15 protein-coding genes are annotated in these 24,388 nt (G+C 70.5%); 9 read left to right on the plus strand and 6 right to left on the minus strand.

The window, feature by feature from the left end:
* Nucleotides 1–662: 662 nt before the first annotated feature.
* The 4 genes from purD (at nucleotide 663) to FHU30_RS15495 (ending at nucleotide 5,439) form a co-directional block, all read left to right on the plus strand.
* Nucleotides 663–1,910, plus strand: coding sequence for a phosphoribosylamine--glycine ligase (gene purD / locus FHU30_RS15480; protein ID WP_253876366.1), 1,248 nt, complete (start codon nucleotides 663–665; stop codon nucleotides 1,908–1,910).
* 85 nt (nucleotides 1,911–1,995) lie between these two features.
* On the plus strand, nucleotides 1,996–3,168 hold the full coding sequence (locus FHU30_RS15485; RefSeq protein WP_253876367.1) for a low temperature requirement protein A: 1,173 nt from the start codon (nucleotides 1,996–1,998) through the stop codon (nucleotides 3,166–3,168).
* 53 nt (nucleotides 3,169–3,221) lie between these two features.
* Nucleotides 3,222–4,532 carry an adenylosuccinate lyase gene (gene purB, locus FHU30_RS15490; protein WP_253876368.1) on the plus strand — a complete coding sequence of 437 codons (1,311 nt, stop codon included), beginning with the start codon at nucleotides 3,222–3,224 and terminating at the stop codon, nucleotides 4,530–4,532.
* A 13-nt stretch (nucleotides 4,533–4,545) separates the two neighbouring features.
* The gene (locus tag FHU30_RS15495; protein ID WP_253876369.1) at nucleotides 4,546–5,439 is read left to right on the plus strand and encodes an MOSC domain-containing protein; all 894 of its coding nucleotides are present in this window, start codon (nucleotides 4,546–4,548) and stop codon (nucleotides 5,437–5,439) included.
* A gap of 96 nt (nucleotides 5,440–5,535) precedes the next feature.
* Here FHU30_RS15495 and FHU30_RS15500 read toward each other — a convergent pair whose 3' ends face one another.
* Entirely contained in the window at nucleotides 5,536–6,639 is a 1,104-nt protein-coding gene (locus FHU30_RS15500; RefSeq protein WP_253876370.1) for a suppressor of fused domain protein, read from the minus strand.
* A 257-nt stretch (nucleotides 6,640–6,896) separates the two neighbouring features.
* Here FHU30_RS15500 and murA point away from each other — a divergent pair, with 257 nt between their 5' ends.
* Both murA and FHU30_RS15510 read left to right on the plus strand, forming a co-directional pair.
* On the plus strand, nucleotides 6,897–8,183 hold the full coding sequence (murA, locus tag FHU30_RS15505) for a UDP-N-acetylglucosamine 1-carboxyvinyltransferase (RefSeq protein ID WP_253876849.1): 1,287 nt from the start codon (nucleotides 6,897–6,899) through the stop codon (nucleotides 8,181–8,183).
* Between the two features lie 995 nt (nucleotides 8,184–9,178).
* Nucleotides 9,179–10,507 carry a GTP cyclohydrolase IIa gene (locus FHU30_RS15510; protein WP_253876371.1) on the plus strand — a complete coding sequence of 443 codons (1,329 nt, stop codon included), beginning with the start codon at nucleotides 9,179–9,181 and terminating at the stop codon, nucleotides 10,505–10,507.
* Between the two features lie 2,441 nt (nucleotides 10,508–12,948).
* Here the strand turns inward: FHU30_RS15510 and hisC are convergent.
* The 3 genes from hisC to FHU30_RS15525 form a co-directional block, all read right to left on the minus strand.
* Nucleotides 12,949–14,034 (minus strand): histidinol-phosphate transaminase, encoded by a 1,086-nt coding sequence (gene hisC / locus FHU30_RS15515; protein WP_253876373.1) that lies wholly within the window; start codon nucleotides 14,032–14,034, stop codon nucleotides 12,949–12,951.
* A gap of 77 nt (nucleotides 14,035–14,111) precedes the next feature.
* Nucleotides 14,112–14,399: a DUF6401 family natural product biosynthesis protein gene (locus FHU30_RS15520; RefSeq protein ID WP_253876375.1), complete on the minus strand. Its 288-nt coding sequence runs from the start codon at nucleotides 14,397–14,399 to the stop codon at nucleotides 14,112–14,114.
* A gap of 1,049 nt (nucleotides 14,400–15,448) precedes the next feature.
* Nucleotides 15,449–16,225 (minus strand): alpha/beta fold hydrolase, encoded by a 777-nt coding sequence (locus tag FHU30_RS15525; RefSeq protein ID WP_253876377.1) that lies wholly within the window; start codon nucleotides 16,223–16,225, stop codon nucleotides 15,449–15,451.
* A gap of 620 nt (nucleotides 16,226–16,845) precedes the next feature.
* Here FHU30_RS15525 and FHU30_RS15530 point away from each other — a divergent pair.
* From FHU30_RS15530 to FHU30_RS15540, 3 genes are all read left to right on the plus strand, one after another.
* Nucleotides 16,846–17,436, plus strand: coding sequence for a Crp/Fnr family transcriptional regulator (locus tag FHU30_RS15530; RefSeq protein ID WP_253876379.1), 591 nt, complete (start codon nucleotides 16,846–16,848; stop codon nucleotides 17,434–17,436).
* A gap of 342 nt (nucleotides 17,437–17,778) precedes the next feature.
* Entirely contained in the window at nucleotides 17,779–18,633 is an 855-nt protein-coding gene (locus FHU30_RS15535; RefSeq protein WP_253876381.1) for an NADP-dependent oxidoreductase, read from the plus strand.
* A gap of 2,286 nt (nucleotides 18,634–20,919) precedes the next feature.
* On the plus strand, nucleotides 20,920–22,227 hold the full coding sequence (locus tag FHU30_RS15540) for an IS256 family transposase (protein WP_372503903.1): 1,308 nt from the start codon (nucleotides 20,920–20,922) through the stop codon (nucleotides 22,225–22,227).
* Between the two features lie 108 nt (nucleotides 22,228–22,335).
* Here FHU30_RS15540 and FHU30_RS15545 read toward each other — a convergent pair whose 3' ends face one another.
* Both FHU30_RS15545 and FHU30_RS15550 read right to left on the minus strand, forming a co-directional pair.
* Nucleotides 22,336–23,574 (minus strand): IS256 family transposase, encoded by a 1,239-nt coding sequence (locus tag FHU30_RS15545; RefSeq protein ID WP_372503872.1) that lies wholly within the window; start codon nucleotides 23,572–23,574, stop codon nucleotides 22,336–22,338.
* A gap of 375 nt (nucleotides 23,575–23,949) precedes the next feature.
* Nucleotides 23,950–24,330 carry a nuclear transport factor 2 family protein gene (locus tag FHU30_RS15550; RefSeq protein WP_253876383.1) on the minus strand — a complete coding sequence of 127 codons (381 nt, stop codon included), beginning with the start codon at nucleotides 24,328–24,330 and terminating at the stop codon, nucleotides 23,950–23,952.
* Nucleotides 24,331–24,388: the final 58 nt, after the last annotated feature.

Raw genomic sequence — 24,388 nt, forward strand, 5'->3', positions numbered from 1 at the left:
GGTGCTCCTAACCCCCGGCCACAGCACGCAGCGCGCGCCAGGCCCCGGGGCTCTACAGGAGCGGGGAGCGCGCGGATCGCGTGGCCGGACGCCTCGAAGAGGCAGTCGGACGGACAGTCCAGCTCGGACTGTGAGGGTTCTCCGGCGTACAGCTCGTATCGCCAGGACTCATCCCGACCACCTCCTTCCGGACGTGAGGCCACAACCTCTGTAGGCTACCAGCGACATTTAAGACGCGGCGGACATCCGCCGGGTTGACGCGCCCGTGTGTCACTCTCGTCACAACACGCGACCGCAAGGCCCTATGCCCCGCGCACACGGGCCTCCGCCCCGCGCCCGGGGCATCCGTCCCTGCGCACGAGGGCGTCCGGGTTTCCCAGACGATCCGCGGCCGCACCCCCAAGGATGCCCGTCCCCGGAGATCTCTGTCTCCCGCTTCGCCGACTTGTGGATAAGCCCCGCGAGCCCCCCAGCCCACGCCGCGAGGCCACCCGGCCGTGCCGCGAGCCCCCCAGCCCACGCCGCGAGGCCACCCGGCCGTGCCGCGAGCCCCCCGGCCCACGCCGCGAGGCCACCCGGCCGTGCCGCGGGGCCGCCGGGCCCACGCCGCGAGGCCACCGGGCCCGTGCCGGGCGGGCGCGGGACCGTTAAGCTCCTGCGACGTGCGAGTACTCGTCCTTGGATCGGGTGGCCGCGAGCACGCGCTCGCCCGCGCCCTGCATCGCGACCCTGCCGTGACCGCCCTGCACTGCGCGCCCGGGAACCCGGGGACGGCGGAGATCGCGGCGAACCACGCGATCGACATGCTGAACCCGACCGGCGTGGTGGAGCTGGCCCAGCGGCTGACCGTCGACCTGGTGGTGGTCGGCCCCGAGGCGCCGCTGGTGGCGGGCGTCGCCGACGCCGTCCGCGAGGCCGGGATCGCCTGCTTCGGGCCGGACAAGGCCGCCGCGCGGATCGAGGGCTCCAAGGCGTTCGCCAAGGAGATCATGGAGGCGGCCGGGGTGCCGACCGCGCGCGCCCGCGTGTGCGAGTCCGCCGCCGAGGCCGAGGCGGCGCTCGCCGAGTTCGGCGCGCCCTACGTGGTCAAGGACGACGGCCTCGCCGCCGGCAAGGGCGTCGTGGTGACCGAGGACATGGCCGAGGCCCTGTCGCATGCGGCGGCGTGCGGGCGGGTCGTCATCGAGGAGTACCTCGACGGCCCGGAGGTGTCGCTGTTCGCGCTGTGCGACGGGCAGGACGCCGTCCCGCTCGTCCCGGCGCAGGACTTCAAGCGCGCCTACGACGGCGGCGCCGGGCCCAACACTGGCGGTATGGGCGCCTACACGCCGCTCCCCTGGGCCCCGCCCGGCCTGGTCGACGAGATCATGGAGACCGTCGTCCGGCCCACGGTGAACGAGCTGCGCCGCCGCGAGACGCCGTACGTCGGCGTCCTTTACGCGGGGCTGGCGCTGACCTCGCGCGGCGTCCGGGTGATCGAGTTCAACGCGCGGTTCGGCGACCCGGAGACCCAGGTCGTCCTGGACCGGCTGGCGACCCCGCTGGGCGGGCTGCTCCAGGCGTGCGCGCTCGGCGGCCTCGCGGCGGACCAGGAGCTCTCCTGGCACCTCGGCGCGGCCGTCACGGTCGTCGTCGCGGCCGAGAACTACCCGGCGTCCCCGGCGAAGGGCGACGTGATCACCGGTCTGGACGAGGCGAACGCCGTCCAAGACGCGCACGTCCTGCATGCGGGCACCGCCCTGGACGGCGACGGGCGCCTGGTCTCGGCGGGCGGGCGCGTCCTCAGCGTCGTCGGCAGCGGGGCGGACCTCGCGGCCGCGCGAGCCGCCGCCTACGAGGCCGTGGACAAGATCCGGCTGCGCGGCTCCCACCACCGCGGGGACATCGCCCTGGACGCGGCCAAGGGCTGATCCTCCGGGCCTTTGGGCTTTCAGCCGAGGGATGGAAGAGGCAGAATGCCTGCTTACTTCATTACATCCCTGACGAGAGGGCCCGATGGCGGTACCGCACGAGCCCGACCAGGCGTACGAGCCTGACGAGGCTTACGAGCCGGATGAGGCTTACGAGCCGGACGAGTACCGGGTCACCACGCTGGAGCTGTTCTTCGACCTGGTGTTCGTGTTCGCGATCACGCAGCTCACCAGCGTGCTCGCGCACGACATGAGCCCGCGCGGGCTGGCCGAGGTCGTGCTGATGTTCGGCGTCCTGTGGTGGATGTACGCGGGGTACGCCTGGCTGACCAACATGACCGCGCCGACGACGGTCGCGCGGCGGCTGCTGGTGCTGGTCGGGATGGGCGGCTTCTTCATGATCGCGCTCGCCACGCCGAGCGCGTTCGGCTCCGGCGGCGTGGTGTGGGGACTCGGCTACCTGATCCTCGTGCTCGCGCATGTCGTCCTGTACGCGCAGGGCAACCCGGCGATCCTGCGGGTGCTGCCCGCGAACCTGCTCGCCGCCGTCCTGATCATCGCGGCCGGGCTGCTGGACCACGGCGCGCCGGTCTACGTGCTGTGGACGCTCGCGCTGGTCGTCCCGATCGCGCAGCCGTACATCGTGCCGCCGGGCGGGCGGTTCGACATCCGCGCCGGGCACATCGTGGAGCGGCACGGCCTGCTCGTCATGATCACCATCGGCGAGTCGGTGGTGGCGGTCGGCGCCGGCGCGGGCCACCAGGAGCTGGACGCCGGGCTGATCGTGACCGTCCTGCTCGGTCTCGCGCTCGCCGCGTCCGTCTGGTGGACGTACTTCGCCCGCGACGACGCGGACGCCGAGCGCACGCTGTCCGAGGCGGACGCGGCCGAGCGCACGACAATGACGATGTTCGGCTACTTCTACGCGCATATCCCGCTGATCGTCGGGATCATCGTGCTCGCGGCCGGGGTGAAGAGCGCCGTCGCGGTCTCGTGGCACTCGCTGGGCTACCGGCCGTCGCTCGCGCTGGCCCTCGGGACGGCCGCGTTCCTGCTCGGGGACGCCCGGTTCCGGCGGGTCGTCCGGATCGGCCCGTCCCGCATCCGGGTCGCTGCGGCCGTCGCGTGCGTGATCGCCGTCCCGCTGGCGCACTGGTCGGCTCCGGTCGGGATCGCCGCCCTCACCGCGATCCTCAGCGCGGCCCAGCTGTCCGAACACGCCGTCCGCACCAGGCGCTCGGCCGCCGTCCCGCGGTAGCCCGCGCGGGTGCCGGGCCCGGGGCACGGGCCGGGAGCTGCCAGAATGGCAGGGTGATCGAACGCTACACCCTCCCCGAGATGGGGCGCGTCTGGAGCGACGCGCACAAGTACGAGCTCTGGTGCAGGGTCGAGACCCTCGTGGTCGAGGCGCACGCCGAGGCCGGCACGATCCCGGCGGAGGTGGTGGAGCCGATCCGGAACGCGGCCCCGCCGACGCCCGAGGCCGTGCACGAGATCGAGGCGGTCACCCAGCACGACGTGATCGCCTTCCTGTCCGCGTGGGCCGACAACACCGAGCCGCGCGAGGCGGCCCGGTACGTCCACTTCGGCATGACCTCGTCCGACCTGCTGGACACCGCGCTCGCGCTCCAGCTCGTCGAGGCCACCGACATCCTGCTCGCGAAGGCCGACACGCTCGTCGCGACGCTGCGCGACCACGCCCTCGCGCACCGGGACACCCTGCGCGTCGGCCGCACGCACGGCATCCACGGCGAACCGGACGTCTGGGGCCACCGCGTCGCCGACTTCGCGTTCGCCGCGGCCCGCTCCCGGGACCGGCTGCGCCGCGCCCGCGAGGCCGTCGGCGTCATGGCGATCTCCGGCGCGGTCGGCACCTACTCCAACATCGACCCGGCGATCGAGCGCTCGGTCGCGGCGAAGCTGGGACTCCAGCCGGCGGACGTGTCCACGCAGGTCGTCATCCGCGACGGCATCTCCGAGTGGACGTCCGCGCTCGCGATCATGGCGACCGTGCTGGAGGCCATCGCGCTGGAGGTCCGGCACGGGCAGCGCACCGAGGTGCGCGAGCTGTGGGAGCCGTTCGGGAAGGGCCAGAAGGGCTCCTCCGCGATGCCGCACAAGAAGAACCCGATCATGTCGGAGCGGCTCGCGGGCATGGCGCGGATCGTCCGGGCCCAGGTCGTCCCGGTGATGGAGGGCATTCCGCTCTGGCACGAGCGCGACATCTCGCACTCCTCGACCGAGCGGATCGCGCTGCCGGACGCCGCGACCGCGCTCGACTACATGCTGAACCTCACCAACCGGCTGATGTCCGGCCTGGTGGTGGACGCCGACCGGATGCGCGCCAACCTCGACTCGACCGGCGGCCTGATCTACACCTCGACCGTCCTGCTGGAACTGGTCGAAGCGGGCATGTCGCGGGACGACGAGGCGTACCCGCTCGTCCAGAAGGCCGCGATGGAGACCTGGCAGACGGGCGTCCCGTTCCGCGAGACGCTGCGGGCGCACGCCGCGGCGGCCGGGCTCGCGCTGGACGAGGCGCGGCTGGACGAGGTGTGCCGTCCCGAGCGGTTCGTCGAGCGCCTCGCCCCGATGTTCGAGCGCCTCGAAGCCCTCAAGTAACGGAGGACGCGGAATGGACGCCGTGCTGGCCGAACTGAACGTCCACCCCTTGAAGAGCGGTGGCGGGACGGCGCTGACCAGCGCGGAGCTGACCCCGACCGGGCTGCTCCACGACCGGGAGTTCATGCTGGTCACGCCCGAGGGGCGGCACCTGTCCCAGCGGGAGCACGCGCGGCTGGCACTGCTGCGTCCCCACTTCGACGGCGAACTCCTGACGGTCTCCGCACCGGGCGTCGAAGCAGACGTCGCGGCAGGTTTTGAGCCGCTGGAGCACAAGGCTTTGGCGGACGGGCCGGTCGTGGACGTGACCGTCCACCGGAAGCCGTGCCAGGGCGTGGACCAGGGGGACGCCGCCGCCGCGTGGTTCACCCGGTTCCTGGAGTCCGCTCCGGATGCGGAGCGGCGCGGGCCGTTCGCCGGATGCCGCCTGGTGCGCTTCACCGGGCGGCGTCCGACGAGCCGCGGCGGCGGCGAGGTCGCCTACGCCGACGGCTACCCGCTGCTGGTCATCTCCGCGGAGTCGCTCGCCGACCTCAACACGAGGCTGAACGAGCCGCTCCCGATGAACCGCTTCCGTCCGAGCATCGTCCTGGAGGGCCTGGGCGCCTACGGCGAGGACGCGGTCCGGCTGCTGCGCATCGGCTCGACGGTGATCGAGCTCGTGAAGCCCTGCACGCGTTGCGTCATCACCACGACCGACCAGGCGACCGCCGTCCGGAGCCGCGAACCGCTGCGCACGCTCGCGGCCTACCGCAACGTGGACGGCGGCATCATCTTCGGCCAGAACGCCGTGCCCCGGACGTTGGGCACGCTCCGTGTAGGCGACCCGGTGGAGATCCTCGAACCGGCGGAGATCGTCGAGTCGGCGGGGACCGTCGAACCGGCGGGGCCCGTCGAACCGACATAACTCCGGACATAAGCCGTCTCACGGGCGCGCTGATCCACGCGAGTCGCGCACGATCACGCCTGTAACGGGCACAGACAGTACGTGGACGTGTCAGATTCAGCCGATGACCTGGTCGGTCGGGTTGCCGTCACGGTCGCGGATGACGGTCTGGACGACCTCGATGACCAGTTCGGGGAGGCCCGGAACCGGGCGGACGCCCGCCTCGGGGCGGAGCGTCTCGATCAGGCCGTCCAGCGCGGCGACCGGGATGCCGAGCTTGAGGTTCGAGCCGTCCACCTCGTCGACCGTGAGCGCGCCGCCGTCCTCCGGGACGAGCAGGACGTCGGAGTCGTCGCCCTGGAGCAGCACGCCGCGGCCGTGTCCGAGGCGTCCGGGGATGGTCTTGGCGAGGCCGTCGGCCTGGAGCGCGCCGATCCGCAGCCGGGTCTCGGCGCCGTCCCGCGACCAGCCGATCTCGGGGACGAACAGGGCGCCGCTGCTCGAACCGTCCGCTTCCGATCCGGCGCGGACGGCCTCGGCGATCTCCGGGTCGTCCAGCAGGGAGGGCCGGGTGATGTCCGAGACCAGCAGCGGCAGGCGGGACGCGAACAGTTCGGTCAGGGACGCCGAGTTCCACGTGCGGGCGGCCTCGTACTCGTCCGGCGTGAGGCCAACGAGCTGCAGGAACTGGAGCCGCCCGTTGGGGGTGTCGATGGTGCCGAGCTCGGGGTCCTCGGCGAACATGAGCGCGGTGAGCGTGCACTCCTCGCGGTCGAGGGCGAGCGGGCCGTTCGCGTTCATGTGGTGGCCGGGCGCGAACCAGTTGCCGGACGAGTAGACGTACCGGGCGAGGTTCTGCATCAGGTTGACCGGCCAGACCGGCGGCTCGTCCTCGCCGTCCGCGCCGCTTTCGCCGCCTTCACCGCTTTCGCCGTCTTCGCCGCTTTCGGCGACCGCGGCGTCCGGGCGGGCGAGGCGGAAGGTGAACTCGAAGCCCCAGCCCGACTCGTCCGGGTTGTCGGACTCCTTCTCGTACAGTTCGGACATCCCGTACGAGACGTAGTGCCAGTGGCCGTCGCGCGGGTAGGCGCTCACGCCGTCGAGCGGGTCCGGACCGCCGAGGCGGTAGTTGAGGATCGTGCCCCAGTGCCTCGGCTCGGCGTCTCCGTAGATCGGGCGGAGGGCTTCGTCGATGGCGTTCCATCCGGGGCTCTCGTCCATGGACGATCACTTTACGCAGATCTTCGTGAACCTTGGTGCGAGATCCGGGGTCTAACGATCAGGCTGCACCGGCGGACGGCGAGCCGGACGCGACACACCCGCCTCGGTGGTTTACTGGGGCTGCGTCCACGAGGGGGCACGACCTCCCCCGAGACCTCGTGTCCCGCTCGCCCCGATGGCGACCGGACGGGACGGACCGACCCGCTCCGCGTCCGGCAGGCACCGTAACCCGCAGTTAGGAGTCAGACGGCATGAGCATGGGCCACGAGGTCCGCTACCGCGTGCGCGGCGGCCGGCGGTTGCAGGGCACCGTCTTCGTCCAGGGCGCGAAGAACGCCGTCCTGCCGATGATCGGCGCCTCGCTGATGGCCGGCGAGGGCCGCACGGTGCTGCGCAACGTGCCGATCATCGAGGACGTCCGGCGCGCCGTGGAGCTCGCCCGCGCCCTCGGCGTCCAGGCCGAGCTGCACGAGGCCGAGCGGACGCTGGTGATCGACGCGTCGGGGCTGAACAGCCCGGTACTACCGGCCGAGATCGCGTCCCGGTTCCGCGGCTCGTTCCTGTTCGTCCCGGCGCTACTCCACCGGCTGGGCGAGGCCGTCATCGAGGGCGTCGGGGGCTGCAACCTGGGCAGCCGCAACCTCGACTTCCACTACAACGGCTTCAAGCGGATGGGCGCGACCGTCCACGAGCAGGTCGGCGACAACGGCGACGGCGTCATCCACATCAAGGCCGGCGACCTGCGCGGCGCCACGCTGTACTGCGACACGCCGTCGCACACCGGCACCGAGAACCTCATCATGGCCGCGGCGATGGCCTCCGGCACCACGCTGATCAAGAACGCGGCGCTGGAGCCCGAGGTGCTGGACAACATCGAGATGCTGCGCGCCATGGGCGCGAAGATCACCGGTGGCGGCACCGGGTTCATCACCGTCGAGGGCGTGCAGAGCCTCACCGCCGTCGAGCACACCGTCATGCCGGACCGTATCGACGCCGGCGTCTTCGTGATGGCCGCCGCGATCACCGGCGGCGAGCTGTCCCTGGTCGGCGCGAACCTGGAGCACCTCGGTGTCGCCGCCGACAAGCTGGAGCAGATGGGCGTCGAGTTCCACCAGAAGGGCGCCGTCCTGCAGGTGCGCCGCGAGCGGACGCTGCGCCCGATCAACGTCATCACCGACGAGTACCCCGGCTTCGCCACCGACCTCCAGTCGCCGATCATGGCGCTGTCCTGCCTGGCCGAGGGCCCGTCCTACATCTACGAGCGCATCTTCGACGGCCGCTTCAAGCTGGTCGGCGAGCTGGCCAAGATGGGCGCCTCGATCGAGGTCGACGGCAACCGCGCCAAGGTGAACGGCGCCAGCCCGCTGCGCGGCGCCGAGGTCGAGGCGCACGATCTGCGCTGCGGCTCCGCGCTCGTCCTCGCGGGCCTCGCCGCCGAGGGCGAGACCACCATCACCTCGGCCTACTACCTCGACCGCGGCCACGCCCACACCGCCGACCGCCTCTCGCAGCTCGGCGCGGACATCACCCGCGAAACCACCTGACGCCGGGTTTCCGCGCGTCACCCGCTAAGGCCGCGTCCAACCGGACGCGGCCTACGCATGCCCGCACCTCCCGCCGTGTGACCGTTTCAGCCCCGCTCTCGTCCGTTACAGGACGGCGCGGGGCTGACCCGTCTCAGGGCGTTACACGCGCACGCAGACGACGCGTTACAGCGACCCGGAACGAGACAAGCGCCGCCTGGCCGCGTGACGCGGTCAGGGCGGCGCGTTACGCGGTCAGGCGGCGCGTTACGCGGCGCGCCCGCGCCCTCGTCCCCGCCCTCGTCCGCGCGCCCGCTCTCGTCCGCGCCCCCGCCCTCGTCCGCGCGCACCCGCCGTCCCGCTGAGCCCGTGCAACGCCCGCGCCCCAAGGGTCACACAGGCCACTGACAGAACTCACGGGACGCAATCGCTTGATCACAATGGCGAGGTGTCGGGTGACGGTGCGTCGGGGGACGGGCGCGGCCCGCGTCCTGACTCGTCCATCTGACAGGCCCGGCCACTTTCGGCCTGGTTGTCAAAAAATCACAGTGACCCGCCGTGGCCGGGGCACGCGCGCCCGGCGCGCGACTTTCCGGAGGTCGGGACGCCGAGTCGAGCGAATTTCGGCTCGGGTGTAAACCAAACGAGCGCCGCAGGGGTCTCCTCAGTACGTGAAAGCGTCTAGGGAGGCCCCTTGCGGGCTTTTCGGGTCTTGTTTTTCCACTTCGGACATCCGAAGATGCAGGATCAAGACTGGCCGTATGGTGACAAGTTACTGACCAGGGGGTCGCGTAGGTTACTTTTTCGCCGCACTCTTGATTCGATTTCGCGTCTGGGCGTCACGCAGCGTCGCCCTGACCCGATCTGCCCACTGAGGAACGAATCGCACGGGAACTGCGGTGCAGGGTCAGAAGGCAGGGGCGACAAGCCATGAGTCAACCGTTGGGCGGAGCGTGCGCGAACGCATGGCCGGGACAGGGCCCCCGTCGAAAGCTTGGACGGGAAGCGAGCGGCCGATGACGGCCGCGCGGACAGGGTCGGTGGCACCCGACCTCACTATCGGTGTCGTGGGTCCGCATGACCTCGTTGAGAGGGTCATGCTCATGGGCCACGGCCCCACGCCGGTACCTAGCCGGCTGGTGGCCGCGGCCTACAGGGACGAACAGGAGGCGGCCGACAAGGTCGTCCGGCTCGGATCCGGCGTGGACGTATGTCTGTTCGCCAGTCCGGTGCCGTACGACTTCGCCCGCAAGGCGGGTGTGCTCACCATGCCCGCCACCTACGTCCCCCTTAATGGTGCGGCGCTTCAGGGGGCGCTCCTGCGCGCCTCCCTGGACGAACGCTTCGACCCCGCGCGCGTGAGCATCGACGTGCTCGGGCGCGCGGAGGTCGAGGAGGCGTACGCGGAGATCAACCTGGCCACGGACCAGGTGCACCTGCGGGAGGAGGCCGCGGGTCCGGGAACCCTGGCCGCCTTCCACGAACGGCTGTGGCGGCGCGGGGCGACGACGGTCGCGATGACCTGCGTCCACGCCACGGCCGAACGGCTGGAACTGGCCGGGGTGCCGACGATCCGGGTGCGCCCGACCGGGGCGGCGATCCGCAGCTCGCTGCAGACCGCCGCGCTGCTCGGCGCGCATCACCGGCTGGAGGAGTCGCAGCTCGTGGTCGTCCTGGTGGACGTCCCGACGCTGCGCGAGACTCCGCGGCGGGTCACACCGCGCTACTGGCGGGACGAGCTGAAACTCGCCCTCCATCGCGTCCTCCTACAGGAGGCGCACCGGATGAACGCGTCGGTGTGGCCGCTGGACGACCACTCCTACCTGGTCATCGCGACGCGGGGCTCGGTGACCGCGTCGACCGAGGGGTTCCGGACGCCCCCGTTCGTGGAACGGGTGCGCGAGGAACTGGGATTGGCGATCGAGGTCGGCATCGGGATGGGACGGACCGCCCACGAGGCGGAGAACCACGCCCGCGCCGCGCTCGCGCGCTCGCAGAGTTCGCAGCGCACCCAGGGCTTCACTCTGGACCGGGACGGCCGTGCGCTCGTCCCGGCGCCGCGGACGCCGCCGCGGTCCCAGCCGCAGGCCAAGCCGAAGGGCCTGGAGATCCTGGCCCGCCTGGCCGAGAAGCTCGGCGACCAGGAGCAGCCCCTCATCGTGGACGCGGAGAACGCGGGCAAGATGCTGGGCGTGACCCCCCGAACCGCGCGGCGCCTCCTGCGCACGCTCGTGGAGGAGGGCCTCGCCTGGCCGCTGCCGCCGAACCGCACTCCACAGCCGGGCCGGCCGCGCCAGCTCTACCGCCTCATCGTGGAAAAGCTGGGCCCCAAGGCCAATACGTGACATGAGGGGTGTGCGGCCCACCTGACGTGGGCCGCACACCCCTCATGCCCGCAACCTGAAGCCCTGGCGCCGCGCCAGGGCCCCAGGCAACAACCGCATGCCCCCGCATGCCGAACAGCACGTCCCCCCGGCCTCCGCCTCCCCAAGGCACAGGGGCCCAAAAGCGTTGCCCACCACCTGCGCACACCAAGCACGCCACCACGCGCCCACACGAGCCAAGCGCGCCCCACCGCCGCCGCGAGCGCGCGCCACCTCCCGCCACGCTCAGCGCCCCCCGAACGCCGTGCACGTCCGCTGGCCAAGCGCTATCCACTGTGACCGTCCGTGGACCGCCCAGGGCAGCCCGTCGAAGTTATCCACAGAACGATATTCGGTTTCGATGCCGTCCGCCGCCGGACGATGCTGGCCACATGCCCGGCGAGAGGAAGGCCAGATACCGATGAGCAGGATCGGCACCCGCGTCATCCGAGGTGTGAGATCACGCGTCCGAAAGGCATGGAGCCGATGCGGACGGCGGTGGACAAGTGATCGACGACCGTTCGGACGACACACGCCCACTATCCGACATATCGCCCCGAGCGTACGCTCGGACAAAGCCGGTGAAGCCTCGCCGGCCCTCATCCGGAGCCGAGGGCATGGACGACCACGCCGCCCCGGACCGTCCGAGCCGAACCCGCACCGCGCTCGCGGCGGCCACCGCCGTGCTCGTGATCGCCGGTGGAGCCGGTGTAGCGGCCCTGACCGGCCCGACACCCCTGCGCCACGGCGTCCCGGCCCTCCTCCAGCTCACCCCGACCCCCGCGTCGAGCAGCGCCCCGAAACCCCACAAACACAAGCCCTCCCCGACAAGGGACACCGAGGAGGCCGCCCCACCCGTCCACTCCCCAACCCGCCCCCACCCGACATCACCAACTCACAAGACGACCACGACAACCCCATCCAAGCCGTCCCCAACCAAGAAACCCAAGCCCACCACCACCAAACCAACCCCGAAACCCACCACCAAGCCCAAACCCACCCCACCAACAACCACCCACACCTCCAGCTCCCCAACCACCCCTAACCAGGCCAGCGCCGGCGAAGCCACGAAGCAACCCCCACCTCACCCAGCCAGCCCGAACCCGCCCCCACCACACGCCCAATCTCCACCCCCAACGCGTCCAACCACCTAGGGCTCCGCCCAACGCACAAGCGGGCAAATCAACACGCACCGGCAGCGCCCAGCGGACGCATGCGAGCCCGACCAGCGGGCGCCGCACCGCGCAACAAAAGGGGCGCGGCGGAGTCGGACCCTCGGCGTAGTTCGCGCCGTTCCAGGGGGCGCCGGCAAGGGGGAGCTTTGCCCCACGCCCGGCCTGCTCCCCCAGACCCTGCACGTGGACTCGCCGTCCCCGCACATCGAAGGGAAGCAGGACAGGTCGAGCTGCTGCGCTCCTCAACCCCGTGTGGCCCGCGACCGACCGTCCTCGCCGCGCCGCCGTGTCGTCCTTCGGGATCTCCGGCACGAACGCGCACGTCATCATCGAGCGCCCCCGGCCGTCGAGCCCTCGGCTCCCCTCAAAGACAGCTGCGGACTTTGGTCGGGGGCTGGGCGATCAGCGGCCGTTGCGCCTCTTTGACGGAGATGCGGCACGCCCACGCCGAAGGACGCGGACGCAGCCACGCGGACGGCGAGCGCCCACGCCTCTTTGCCAGAGACGCAGGCCGCCCACGCCACACGCCGAAGGACGCAGGCGTAGATATGCGACGCCCACGCGGCGGCCGTAATGCCTCACGGACGAAGCACGCGTGCCTGGGCCGCGCCCCGCGCGCAGCACGCCGAAGGACGCGAGCGTGTGCCACGGGGGCCGCGGGGGACGGCGGCCGTTGCACCTCTTGGACGAGGGGCGGCCTACGCCGCGCACCGAAGGACGCGGCGTGGCGCACGGCCGAGGCAGGCGGCCCCCGTAGCCCTTCATGGGCGAGGTGCAGATGGCCTACGCCGCGCACCACGCTCCGCGTACGCACCACGCTCCGCTTAGGACGCGACGCGGAAGACGCGGACGCGAGTGGACACGGACGCGAGCGGACACGGACGCGAGCGGACACGGACGCGAGCGGACACGGACGCGAGCGGACACGACGCGAGTGGATGGCGGGCAAGGCGCGGGCGGCCTATGCCGTGGTGGAGGGGGCGGCCTACGCCGCATTGGTGGGGCGGCGTAGGCCGTGGCCGGAGGCTAGGTGGGACGTTAGGTGTTGCGACGGGGGTGGGGGCTTTGGGCTAGGGCCTGTTTCGAAGTGGCCTCGGCCACGCGCGCGAACGCGTGACCAGCGCGGTGCCGCGACGCCGGAGGCGAGCGGCACCGCGCTGATCGCGAAGCGATGCCGCGTTCGCCCAGGCACGGTCACGGAGCGAGCCGCTAGGCGAGCGCAGTGGGCCGTGACTGCGTAAACACAGCCTAGTTGCGGTGGGGGTAGCCGTGGGCGACGGCGAGGAAGGCGTCGTTCTCTTCTGGGGAGCCGATCGAGACGCGGGCGCCTTCGCCTGCGAAGGGGCGGACGCTTACGCCGGCGGCGTCGCAGGCGTTGGAGAAGTCGATGGTGTCGTCGCCGAGACGGAGCCAGACGAAGTTGGCCTCGGTGTGCGGGACGGTCCAGCCGTCGGCGAGGAGGGCGTCGCGGACGCGGTGGCGTTCCTTGACGGTCTCGTCCACGCGAGCGAGGAGTTCGTCGGTGGCGGCGAGGGAGGCGACACCCGCGATCTGCGCGATGGAGTTCACGCTGAAGGGGAGGTAGGTCTTGCGGATGGCCTCGGCCACGACCGGGTGCGCCACGAGGAAGCCGATGCGCAGGCCGGCGAGTCCGTACGCCTTGGAGAAGGTGCGCAGGATCGCGAGGTTCGGGCGGCCCAGTTCGCGGAAGAGGTCCATGCCGTCCGGGACGTCCTCGTCGCGGATGTACTCGCGGTACGCCTCGTCCAGGACGATCAGGACGTGCGGGGGCACGCGCTCGATGAAGCGGAGCAGCTCGGCGCGCCGCACGACGGTGCCGGTCGGGTTGTTGGGGTTGCAGACGAAGACCAGGCGCGTCCGGTCGGTGATCGCGTCGGCCATCGCGTCCAGGTCGTGCGTCTCGTCCACCAGCGGAACCTTCACGCCGGTCGCGCCGGACAGGCCCACGAGCAGCGGGTACGCCTCGAACGAGCGCCAGGCGTAGACGACCTCCACGCCTGGTTCGGCGACGGCCTCAAGGAGCATCTGCGAAACGCCGACCGAGCCGCAGCCGACCGCGATGTGGTCGGGCGTGACGTCGAACCGGTTCGCGATCGCCTCGACCAGCGCGGTCGCGTTGTTGTCCGGGTAGCGGTTGATGTTGCGCGCCGCCTGCTCGATGGCCTCCTGGACGGAGGGCAGCGGCCCCTGCGGCGACTCGTTCGACGAGAGCTTGAAGGACCTGCCCTCGGGCGAGACCACGACCTTCCCCGGCTTGTACGCCACGAAATGATCAAGGACAGAGCGAAAGCGTGGGGTACTTGCCTCGGACACCGGTGTCCTCCCAGTCGAACGGAGTGCGTCGAGGCCAAGCTTATGAACTGGGCGCGCCTACGCGTAGGGCGGGCGACCTACGAAACCGGCGCGTCCCGCATCATCCAGCAGACCGCCACGATGCGGACGAACTCCCAGTCGCGGGTGTTCCCCGGCCACCAGCCGCGCCGGAAGGCGTCCTCGGCGAACCCCGACAGGTAGTTCATGAGGGCGGGCTGGGACGGCTCGGGGATCATCCCCCGCACCTCGGCGACGTGCTGGTCGACGGCCGCCGCGAGCCCCGGGGTCTCCGACATCCGCTCCAGGCCCGCGTCCCCGATGTCGCGGACGAGCAGGCCGAGTTCCTCGAATACTTCCCCATCCATTCATCCGAAGCTAGCAATCACCCGGCAATGCTCACGTCACAAAACAGGCTTTTAACCAGGTAAAACTTCTCGCCCCCACCAAGATCACCCCACGGCCTCCCGCCCGTCCACCCCACCACAACCCCCACCCCACAAGCCCCCAGGCCCTCCGCCCACACCCCAGAACCAACCCCTCGGCCCACGCCTCCCCGCCCATCAGCCCGCCCCCCCAACACCAACCACCCGCTCAACCCGCCCCAGCCGGACCCCGCACCCAATCCACCCCCTGCCCACCCCGGTCACTCCCCGGGAGCGCTACGCACAAGCCCACGCAACACGCCATCCCGCCTGCGGGAGCCCTCGTTGCACAGGCGGCCTGCGTGCGCGAAAGCCCGCGCTACACGGGCGCCCACGTCGCACGGGACCCGCCAGCGACGAACCTCCTCTGGCCCAGGCGCCCGCATTTGCAACGGAGGCCACCTCTAAGGCCGGCCCACCTTGCGCAGTGGCCCGCCCTGTGAGGGATGCGCGTGCCCGGCGAAAGCCCCTCTGCCCGAGGGCACCCGCCTTTACGCGAGGGGCCCCGTTCTCGCGGCGGCCCACAGTGCGCGGCGAGCCGCCTTGCGCAGAGGCCCGCCTGCGTAGCGAAAGCCCTCTCTGGGCGCGAGGCTGCGCTTGCGCGGGACGCCACCTCCCGCATGCAGGTCGCCTTGCGCCCGCATGCAGGTCGCCTTGCGCGCGGCAGCCCGCGTGGCCCTGAGCCCCGAGCGCCGCGAAAGCCTCCTCTATGCCCGCGTTCTCGCGGGCGGCCACATCCGGGCGGCGGCCCGCGCTACGCAGAGGCCGCCCTGCGCGGAGGCTCACGTTGCGCGAGGCCGCGTGAGCAGCGGAAGCCCCCGCTGTGCGGGCGCCTGCACTTGCACGGGAAGCCGCCTCCGTTCACGCGGGAGGCCATGTTCGTGTGGAGGGGCGGCCTTGCACGTGGGGCGTCTTGCGCGGGTGGTTGGGCGACGCGGGTGGGTGGATGTGGGCGATCTTGTTTGAGGTGGTTTCGCCTGGTCGGGCTTGCGTCAGCGGGGGGTGAAGAAGTCGATCAAGAGGGGGGTGATCACCTCGGGGGGAGCGTTGTGGCCGAAGCCCTTGAGGGTCGAGAGCTGGGCTCCTGGGGTGGCGGCGGCCTGGGAGGCGACGGAGTCCTGGAACCAGGCGGGGCTGTCCTCGCCGACCAGGACGAGGACGGGGGCCGTGATCTTCCCCAGCTCGTCCGCCGGCACTCCGCCGCCCGTGACGGCCAGGTCGTAGGGAAGTGTGTGGGCGACGGGCTCCAGGGCCTTCACCCAGGGGGCGCCGTCCATCTGCGCGAGCACCTCTTCGGGTAGCCCGGTGACGTCCGACATCCAGAAGGACACGGCCTCGCCTCGGCGGTCGGACGCGACGAGCATCCGGATATGTTCGGCCGGATCGACGTCCGGCTGCGGCGTGTCCGCGGTGGCGAAGGGCGCTTCGTAGGCGACGAGGCCCGCCACCGACATCCCGGCCGCGGCGGCGCGGAGTGCGATGGCCGCGCCGGACGAGTGGCCGAACACGAACGGCGCCTCAGAACTGCTCGCCGCCGCGACGGCGGCAAGGTCCTCGTACTCCCGCTCGGGTGCGAACGGCTGGGTGTCGCCGCTATCCCCCCGGCCACGGCGGTCGTAGGTGATCACGGTGAAGCGCTGGCTGAGTTCGGGCGGCGCGACGAACGTCTTGCGGTCGCAGAATGCGCCGACGCTGACGATGAGCGCAGGCCCGTCCCCGACCTTGTCATAGGCGATGACCGTTCCGTCCGCAGAGGTGACGGTTTCCATATGTGGTTTCCTCTCGTCTCTGCTGAAGCAGACCGCGCGGCCAGCCCAAACTCATCGGCCTCGTCATCAGGATGTCTCGTGGACTGTTGCGCAGTGCTTTAGCAGGGCCGGATCGAGGAGAAGCCGTACACCTGAGCGCGCCACCCCATGAACATCGGCGCGGGTCCGCGGGTGCTCCGGTTCCCACGTCCACCGTCCATCGGAATGTCCCGCCAGCGCATCCGCTGGCGCGGCCAGCGGCGCGTCCGGGCCACGCGATCGACTGGTGCGCCCGGGCCCACGCGTCCGGCCCCGTGTCCGGGGCGCGCGTCCGCCGCGGGGCGTCCGCAGCGCGCGCGTCCGCAGGGGGGCGCGTCCGGGGGCGCGTCCCGGGGGCGCGTCCCGGGGGGGCGCGTCCGCTAGAGAGCCACAGTTGGCTGCTGTCTGTCTGGTGGTTTGGGTGGTGGTTTGGGGCTGGTGTTGTCTGGCTTGATGGACGGCTGGTTGGCGTGAGCATGCGGCTTCGTCCGAGCGGGATGGAAGCGGGGGGCTTCGCCCAGCATGGGCGGGATGCGGCGCATAGGATCGGGTGAGGGTCGAGTCCGTGGAAGAGGGCTTTGTCTCTCGTGGGGAGGCCGTGGGTGGACGAGCACGAGGCGCTTGATCGGTATCTGATCCGGCTGGCCGATATCCCGCGGAGTGAGTTGCCGAAGACGCGGCCGGTGTTCCGGCCGGTGCAGCTGCAGCGCGGTGAGCTGCTGTTCCGGGCTGGGGAGCCCGCTGACAAGGTCGCCTTTGTGACGCATGGGCTGTTCGCGCTCTGGTACGGGGCGGCGGACGGGCGAGAGCGCGTGCTCGCCTTCCGCGCCGAGGACGAGCTGGTCTGCGCGTATGGCGCCGTTCTGCGCAATTCGCCGACGCACGCGACTGCCGAGGCGCTGGAGGATTCCCGGTTGCTGGTCGCGTCCCGGGAGGCATTCGACGACCTCTGTGCCGGGCATCCGGCGTGGGGACGGGCGCTGGCGAAGCTCACAAACCGCCTGTACCTGCAGCAGGACGAGCGGCAGCGTGCGCTGCTCATGGACGACGCGGAGACGAGGTACCGCGACTTCCTGAGCGGTTATCCACATCTCGCGGGACGGTTGACACAGAAGCAGATCGCGTCCTTCGTCGGCGTGACCCCGGTGGCGCTGAGCCGTATCCGCTCCCGCATGGCGATGAACGCCGCTTAGCAACAGCGCGCGTCCGGACACTCAGCCAACAGACATGTCGCAGCGCCGAAACCGAAGGCGCACGTCTGGCCCGTGCCGCATGGCTTGCACCTGGCAGGACGGAGTCCAGACGTCGGCAGCGCCAGCTCGTCCGATACAACGTGGACTCAGGCGACGTGCGGGTGTCCGGCCGGGCCTGCCCTGTGCAACGTGAACTCGGGCCACGTGGACGTCGGCGGCGCGGGTTCGTCGGGCACTTGGTAGGACGGGGCGTGGAGGCCGGTGGAGCTGCCGCCGATCCGTCTTGGGCGTAATAAACCTGGGTTAACGACAACGAGAGCGGGCGCTCGTAACGTCTGCGGCATGGAGACGCTAGCGATGGCGGTTGCGAGTTTCGGACCGTCCGAGAACCTGAAGCCCGTCCGACTGACCGTTCCCGAGCCCGGCCCGGACGAGGTCGTGGTCAAGGTGGACGCCGTGGCCGTGAACCCCGCGGACCTGGGGATGCGTGAGGGGCGCTACCCCTGGGCGGACGAGCCGCGCCTGCCCCTCGTCCCTGGATACGACCTGGCCGGAACCGTGGAGGTCGGCAATGCGGACTGGCCGTCCGGGACGAAGGTCATCGCGATCACGGAGCACAAGAACACACAGATCGGGGCGTACGCCGAGTTCGTCACGCTTCCGACCCGCTTGCTCGCCCTTGCGCCAGAAGGGATGGACGTCGCGCAGGCCGCCGCGCTTCCCCTCGCGGGCCTGACCGCGATCGAGGCGCTGTCCGCTCTCGACCTAGCGCCCGGCGCGACGCTGCTGGTGAACGGCCCGCGCGGTGCGGTCGGATCGCTGACCGTCCAAATTGCGAAGCACCGGGGGATCACCGTCGTCGCGAACGGCGAGGGCCCTGTGGACGCGGCTCTCGACACGGTCGGGGGCGAGCGCGCCCAGGCCGCCTTCGATTCCGTTCGCGATAACGGGCGCTACGTAACCGTCGTCCCCGAGTTCTGGGTTCCGGGCGGTCCGTTCACCGAGGCGCGCGGCATCAAGCCGCAGGTGGTCGCCGCCCAGTTCGAGACCGATCGCCTTCGTGAGCTGGCCCGTCTGGCATCGGAGGGCGTCCTCACCACGACCGTCGGCGAGGAGTTCCCTCTCACCGAAGCCGCCGCTGCTCACGCCCGCCTTGAGGCCGGAGGCGTCCGCGGCAAACTCGTCCTCATCCCCTGAATTCCGACGCGAGCCCAACACCGCCGCGCTCACCAACAAGCGCCCGACCAGCCCAAAGCCACGAGTCCCGTTCAGACAACCAACCCCGCCCCTCAAAACCCAGGACCGCCGCACCCCGCGGCGGTCCTGACACACGTCCACACCAACGCACCCACACACGCGCGAGGCACGTTTCCCAAAGGCCGTCCGAAGGCGCGCACACCTCCAACCCCGCCAACGCGCAACACCGCGCCCGCCCTGCACACACGGCATCCGCGTGCCCGCACACCGCCCGCTCGCGCGACCTCGGCGTACTCGAACAGCGTCCGACGAGCCCCAAGCCACGAGTCCCGTTCGGACAACCAAGCCCGCCACCCAAGCCCCCGGACCGCCGCACCCCGCGGCGGTCCTGACGCACGTCCACACCAACGCACCCACACACGCGCGAGGCACGTTTCCAAGGGCCGTCCGAGCGCGGGCCGTCGAACGCGCGCGTACCCTCCCACCCCGCCAACGCACACGCATCCGCCCTGCACACAGGGCATCCGCGTGCCCGCGCACGCTCCACCCCGTGAGTTCGGCGTACGCGGACGGCGCCCCATGCACACGCACGCGCCTGCCGGCGCACCCACGTGGATACCCGGCAGCGGCCTGCGTGCAAGCTTGGATGCAGGTGTCCAGCTCTGCACACCAACTGCACACGCGTGTGGCCCGCACAAACTCGCGGGCCACAAGGGTTTGCGTGCGCGCATACCCCACGCCCCGCGCATGGTCGGCGTACGCGAACGATGAACGCTACGTCTACACGCGTCCGGCGCGTCCACATGCGTGCACACACCACCGACCTGCACAGGATGGATACAGGCGTCGGGTCGGCACGCCTGCGTCAAGCCTGCCTACACGCGTGGGCCACGCGGGCATCTGCAGGAGCGCATGTAGCTCACGCCGCGAGGTAGGCGCACACAAACAACGCACGCGTGCCCACGCCATCGGCCCGACCACACGCTTGATGCACGCGTCCCCCTGCACACGTTTACCGCCATGTAGGGGCACGTCGAGCCAGGCAGGCATCTAGCGCGGGCATGCAGGTCGTCCGCAGGAGGTCGGCGTGCGCGAACAGCAAACCCACGCGTGCGGCCTGCACGCATGCGTGGACCGCCTCCGTCCCGCGCACACCCTCGGCCTGCGCACACCGTCCGGCCTGCGCAGCGTCCGGCCCGCGCACACCGTCGGCCTGCGTGCGGCGGCCGGTTGCAGGTATCCGGCCCCGCACACATGCTGCACACGCGCGTGGCCCGCACAAGCGCGCGGGCCACGCGGGTTCTCGTGCGCGCATACAACCCGCCCCGCGCAGGGTCGGCGTACGCGAACGGCGAGCGCTATGCCTTCAGATGTCCGGCCCGCCCACATGCGTGCACACACGCCACCGACCTGCACAGGATGGATACAGGCGTCGGGTCGGCACGCATGCGTCAAGCCTGCATACATGCGCGGGCCACGCGGGCGTCTGCGGGAGCGTATAGCTCGCCCCGTGAGGTCGGCGTGCACATACAAAGCACGCGTGCCCACGCCATCGGGCCGACCACACGCTTGATGCACGCGTCCCCCTGCACACGCTTACCGCTGTGCAGGGACGCACCGGGCCTGGCGGGTATCTAGCGCGGGCATGCAGGCCGGTCCGCGGGAGGTCGGCGTGCGCGGACAACGAACCACGCGTGCGGCCTGCACGCGTGCGTAGACCGCCTCCGGCCCGCACACACTCGCGTCCGGCTCGTCCACACATGTGGATGCACACCGTCCGGCCCGCGCACGCCGTCTGCCCGCGCGCACTCGCGTTCGGCTCGTCCACACGCGTGGATGCACACCGTCGGCCCGCGTGCAGCGCCAGCCTGCACGCACCGCCAGCCTGCACGCGCCGCCAGCCCGCCCCCACGCACCGCCAGCCTGCGCACACTCGCGTTCGGCTCGTCCACACATGTGGATGCACACCGTCCGGCCCGCGCACACCGTCTGCCCGCGCGCACTCGCGTGCGGCTCGTCCACACGCGTAGATGCTCACCGTCGGCCTGCGCGCAGCGTGCGCCCTGCGTGCGGAGGTATCTCTCTAGGTGTGGAAAGTGATCTTGTTGGGGAGCAAGTGATCAGTGGGCGAAGCGCCCACGTTCTTCGGGGGGAGAACCACACGTGATGTCTGTGATCGATGGTGTCGACGGCACCACCTCGACCACCGTAAGTGATCTTCCGGCTACCGTGTTGGAGGTGGGTGAGTCCGAGCAGGAAACGGTGCGTCGTCCGATCCGGGAGCTGATGGACGATCGGCTGCTGGATGAGTTGCTGGCCAGGTCCCGGGACCAGGACGGCGGGCTGCGGCTGACCGGTGAGGGCTCGATGCTGGGTGATCTGGTCAAGGCCGTCCTGGAGCGGGCGTTGGAGGCCGAGCTGACCGCGCATCTGGGCTATGACCGGCATGTGCAGGGCGCGGGCGCGGTGGCGGGCAACGCCCGGAACGGGAAGATCCGCAAGACGGTGCAGACCGGGGTCGGGCCGGTTCAGGTGGCGGTGCCGCGGGACCGGGCCGGCAGCTTCGAGCCGATGCTGGTGCCCAAACGCGCCGGGCGCGTCTCCGGCGGCCTGGACGACATGGTCATCAGCCTGTACGCGCACGGCATGACGGTCCGTGACATCGTCCACCACCTCGACCAGGTGTATGGGACCCGGCTCAGTCCCGAGACCGTCTCCCGGATCACCGAGCAGGTGATGGAGGAGGTCAAGTCCTGGCAGCGCCGCCCGCTCGACCCCGTCTATGCCGTGGTGTTCCTGGACGCGATCGTGGTGAAAGTCCGCGACAACCACGTCGTGCACAACAAGCCGGCGTACCTGGCAGTCGGGATCGACACCGACGGCGACAAGCACGTGCTGGGCATCTGGGTGCCCAAGGCCGCCGACGGCCCGGTCGGAGAAGGCGCCGGGTTCTGGCGCGGTGTCGTCACCGACCTGCGCAACCGTGGAGTCACCGACATCCTGATCGCCTGCTGCGACGGGCTGGGCGGGTTCGAGGACGCCATCACCGCGGCCTTCCCCCACGCCACCGTCCAGACCTGCGTGGTCCACCTGATCCGCAACGCACTGCGGCCGGTCCCACGCAAGGACCGCGCCGCGGTCGCGGCCGAACTGAAGAAGGTCTACACCGCCGTCGACGCCGACGCCGCGTTCGACGCCCTGGCCACCCTGGCCACCAGCGAGCTGGGAAAACGCTACCCGCAGGCGGTGAAAGTGTGGGAGACGGCCTGGGAACAGGTCACCCCGTTCCTGGCCTTCACACCCGCAGTCCGCCGATTGCTCTACACCACCAACAGCATCGAGTCACTGAACTACCAACTCCGCAAGGTCACCAAGGCCCGCGGCCACTTCCCGACCGACGACGCAGTCGTCAAACTGCTGTGGCTGGCCATCGTCAACATCGAGGACAAACGCGCCCGCGAACGCGCCGCCAAACGAGCCAACGGCGACAAGCATCCCTTCCAACCCGCCCGACTCGTCGAGGGCACCAAAACCTACGGCTGGCCCGAAGCACTCAACGAACTCGCCCAGGCCTACCCGGGCCGCATCCGGTAAACACAACCAGACCCACCACAAGATCATCTTTACACACCTCGAGTTACAAGCTCCAAAAGGATCTTTAGGGGACTGTCAATTTTTCGGTGTAAGTCGATCTTGGATGGGTTAGTTGTTCCTGGTCAGGCGGCCGTCGAAGTGGATGTCGAAGGCGTTGAGGGCCGGCTTCCAGCGGCGGACCCAGGCGCCACGGCCTTTGCCGGTGGGGTCCAGTCCCATGAGCGCCATGTAGAGGCATTTCATCGCGGCCTGCTCGGTCGGGAAGTGGCCGCGGGCGCTCACGGCCCGGCGGAGCCGGGCGTTGATGGACTCGATCGCGTTCGTGGTGGCGATGACCTTGCGGATCTCGACGTCGAAGGCCAGGAATGGCACGAACTCGGCCCAGGCGTTGGTCCACAACCTGACGATCGCGGGATACTTGCGCTCCCACTTCTCGGAGAACTCGGCGAACCGGTCGAACGCCGCGGCCTCGGTCGGGGCGGTGTAGACGGGCTTGAGATCCTTGGCGAGTTTCGACCAGTCCTGCCTGCCGGCATAGGCGAAGCTGTTGCGCAGCAGATGAACCACGCAGGTCTGCACCACGGTCTGCGGCCAGACCGCAGCAACCGAGTCAGGCAGCCCCTTCAGCCCATCACAGACCAGCATCAGGACGTCCTTGACACCGCGGTTCTTCAACTCGGTGAGGACACGCAGCCAGTACTTGGCGCCCTCACCGTCACCGTGCTCACCGGCCCACAGCCCGAGGAAGTCGCGCTGCCCGTCGACCGTGACGCCCAGGGCGAGGTAGATGGGGCGGTTGGCGACCTGGCCGTCCCGGATCTTCACCCGCAACGCGTCGATGAACACCACCGGATACACCTCGTCCAGCGGACGCGACTGCCACTCGGCCATGCCCTCCAGCACCCGGTCGGTGATCGCCGAGATGGTGTCCTTCGACACCGACGCGCCATACACCTCGGCCAGATGCGCCGAGATCTCACCCGTCGTGAGCCCCTTCGCGCTGAGCGACAACACCATGCCGTCGATCCCGTCCAACCGCCGCTGCCGCTTCCGCACGATCTGCGGCTCGAACGAGGCGTCCCGGTCCCGCGGCACCTCGATCTGGACCGGACCCGCCTCGGTCAGCACCGTCTTGGACCGCTTCCCGTTCCGGGAGTTCCCACTGCCGCGACCAGCGGCATCGTTTTTGGCATAGCCCAGATGAGCGTCCAGCTCGCCCTCAAGCGAAGACTCCAGCACCAGCTTGGTCAGCTGCTGCAGCAACCCACCCTCACCCGACACCGGCAGACCCTGCGCCTGCAACTGCGCCACCAGATCAGCAACCTGCCCAGCCACAGCCGAAGGCACCTCACCAGCGGACTCACCGCCATCAACCGGCTTGCTCACGTTCGTCACAGGTGTCTCCTACACCTCAGGAGTTACACCGAAATTTCTACAGTCCCCAGCGGCGCTCTGCGCGCAGCGGGCGCTCTGCGCGCAGCGGGCGCTCTGCGCGCAGCGGGCGCTCTGCGCGCAGCGGGCGGTTGGCGGGTGTGTGGGCGTGGGGGCGGGCTGGATGTGCGTGAGATGGGTGCGGTGGGGTGCGTCGGCGTGTGGCGCGGGTGCTTGCAGTTTGGCGCTTGGGGGGTGGAGGGCGCGTGGGGGAGTTTGGGCGCGTGGCTTTTGGGCGCGGGCCGTTTGGGTTCGGGTGGGTGTGAGGGCGAGTGGCTTGCGGGTGGGGGGTTAGGGGGTGAAGGGGTGGGTGGTGAATTGGTAGTCGTGGCGGATTAGGTCGTCTTCGCCTACTAGGAGGACTACTCGGGCGGCCCAGGCGGTTTGGGTGTCTTGGGTGAGGCGGATGGTGAAGGTGACGGCGTCGTGGTGGCTGACGGCGTCGTTCGCGTGGTCGACGGTGTAGCCGCCGGTCTGGACGAACTGCTGGTGGGCCTCGGCGATGCGGGCTTCCAATTCGGTCAGGCCGGTGAAGGTGGCTTCTTCGACGAGTTCGACGGCGTCTTCGGCCCAGAGGGAGGCGATGGCCTCGCGGCGGCGGGCGGGGTCGGGTTCGTTCCAGACGGCGACGTAGCGGGCGACGAGCTGGTTCTTCTCGAAGTCGATGTCCATGCGGCGGACGGTAGGACGGGTCCACTGACACCTTCTGTCAGTGGAGTCGGGGAGAATT

The sequence above is a fragment of the Actinomadura rupiterrae genome (assembly GCF_024172125.1).
Lineage (GTDB): Bacteria > Actinomycetota > Actinomycetes > Streptosporangiales > Streptosporangiaceae > Spirillospora > Spirillospora rupiterrae.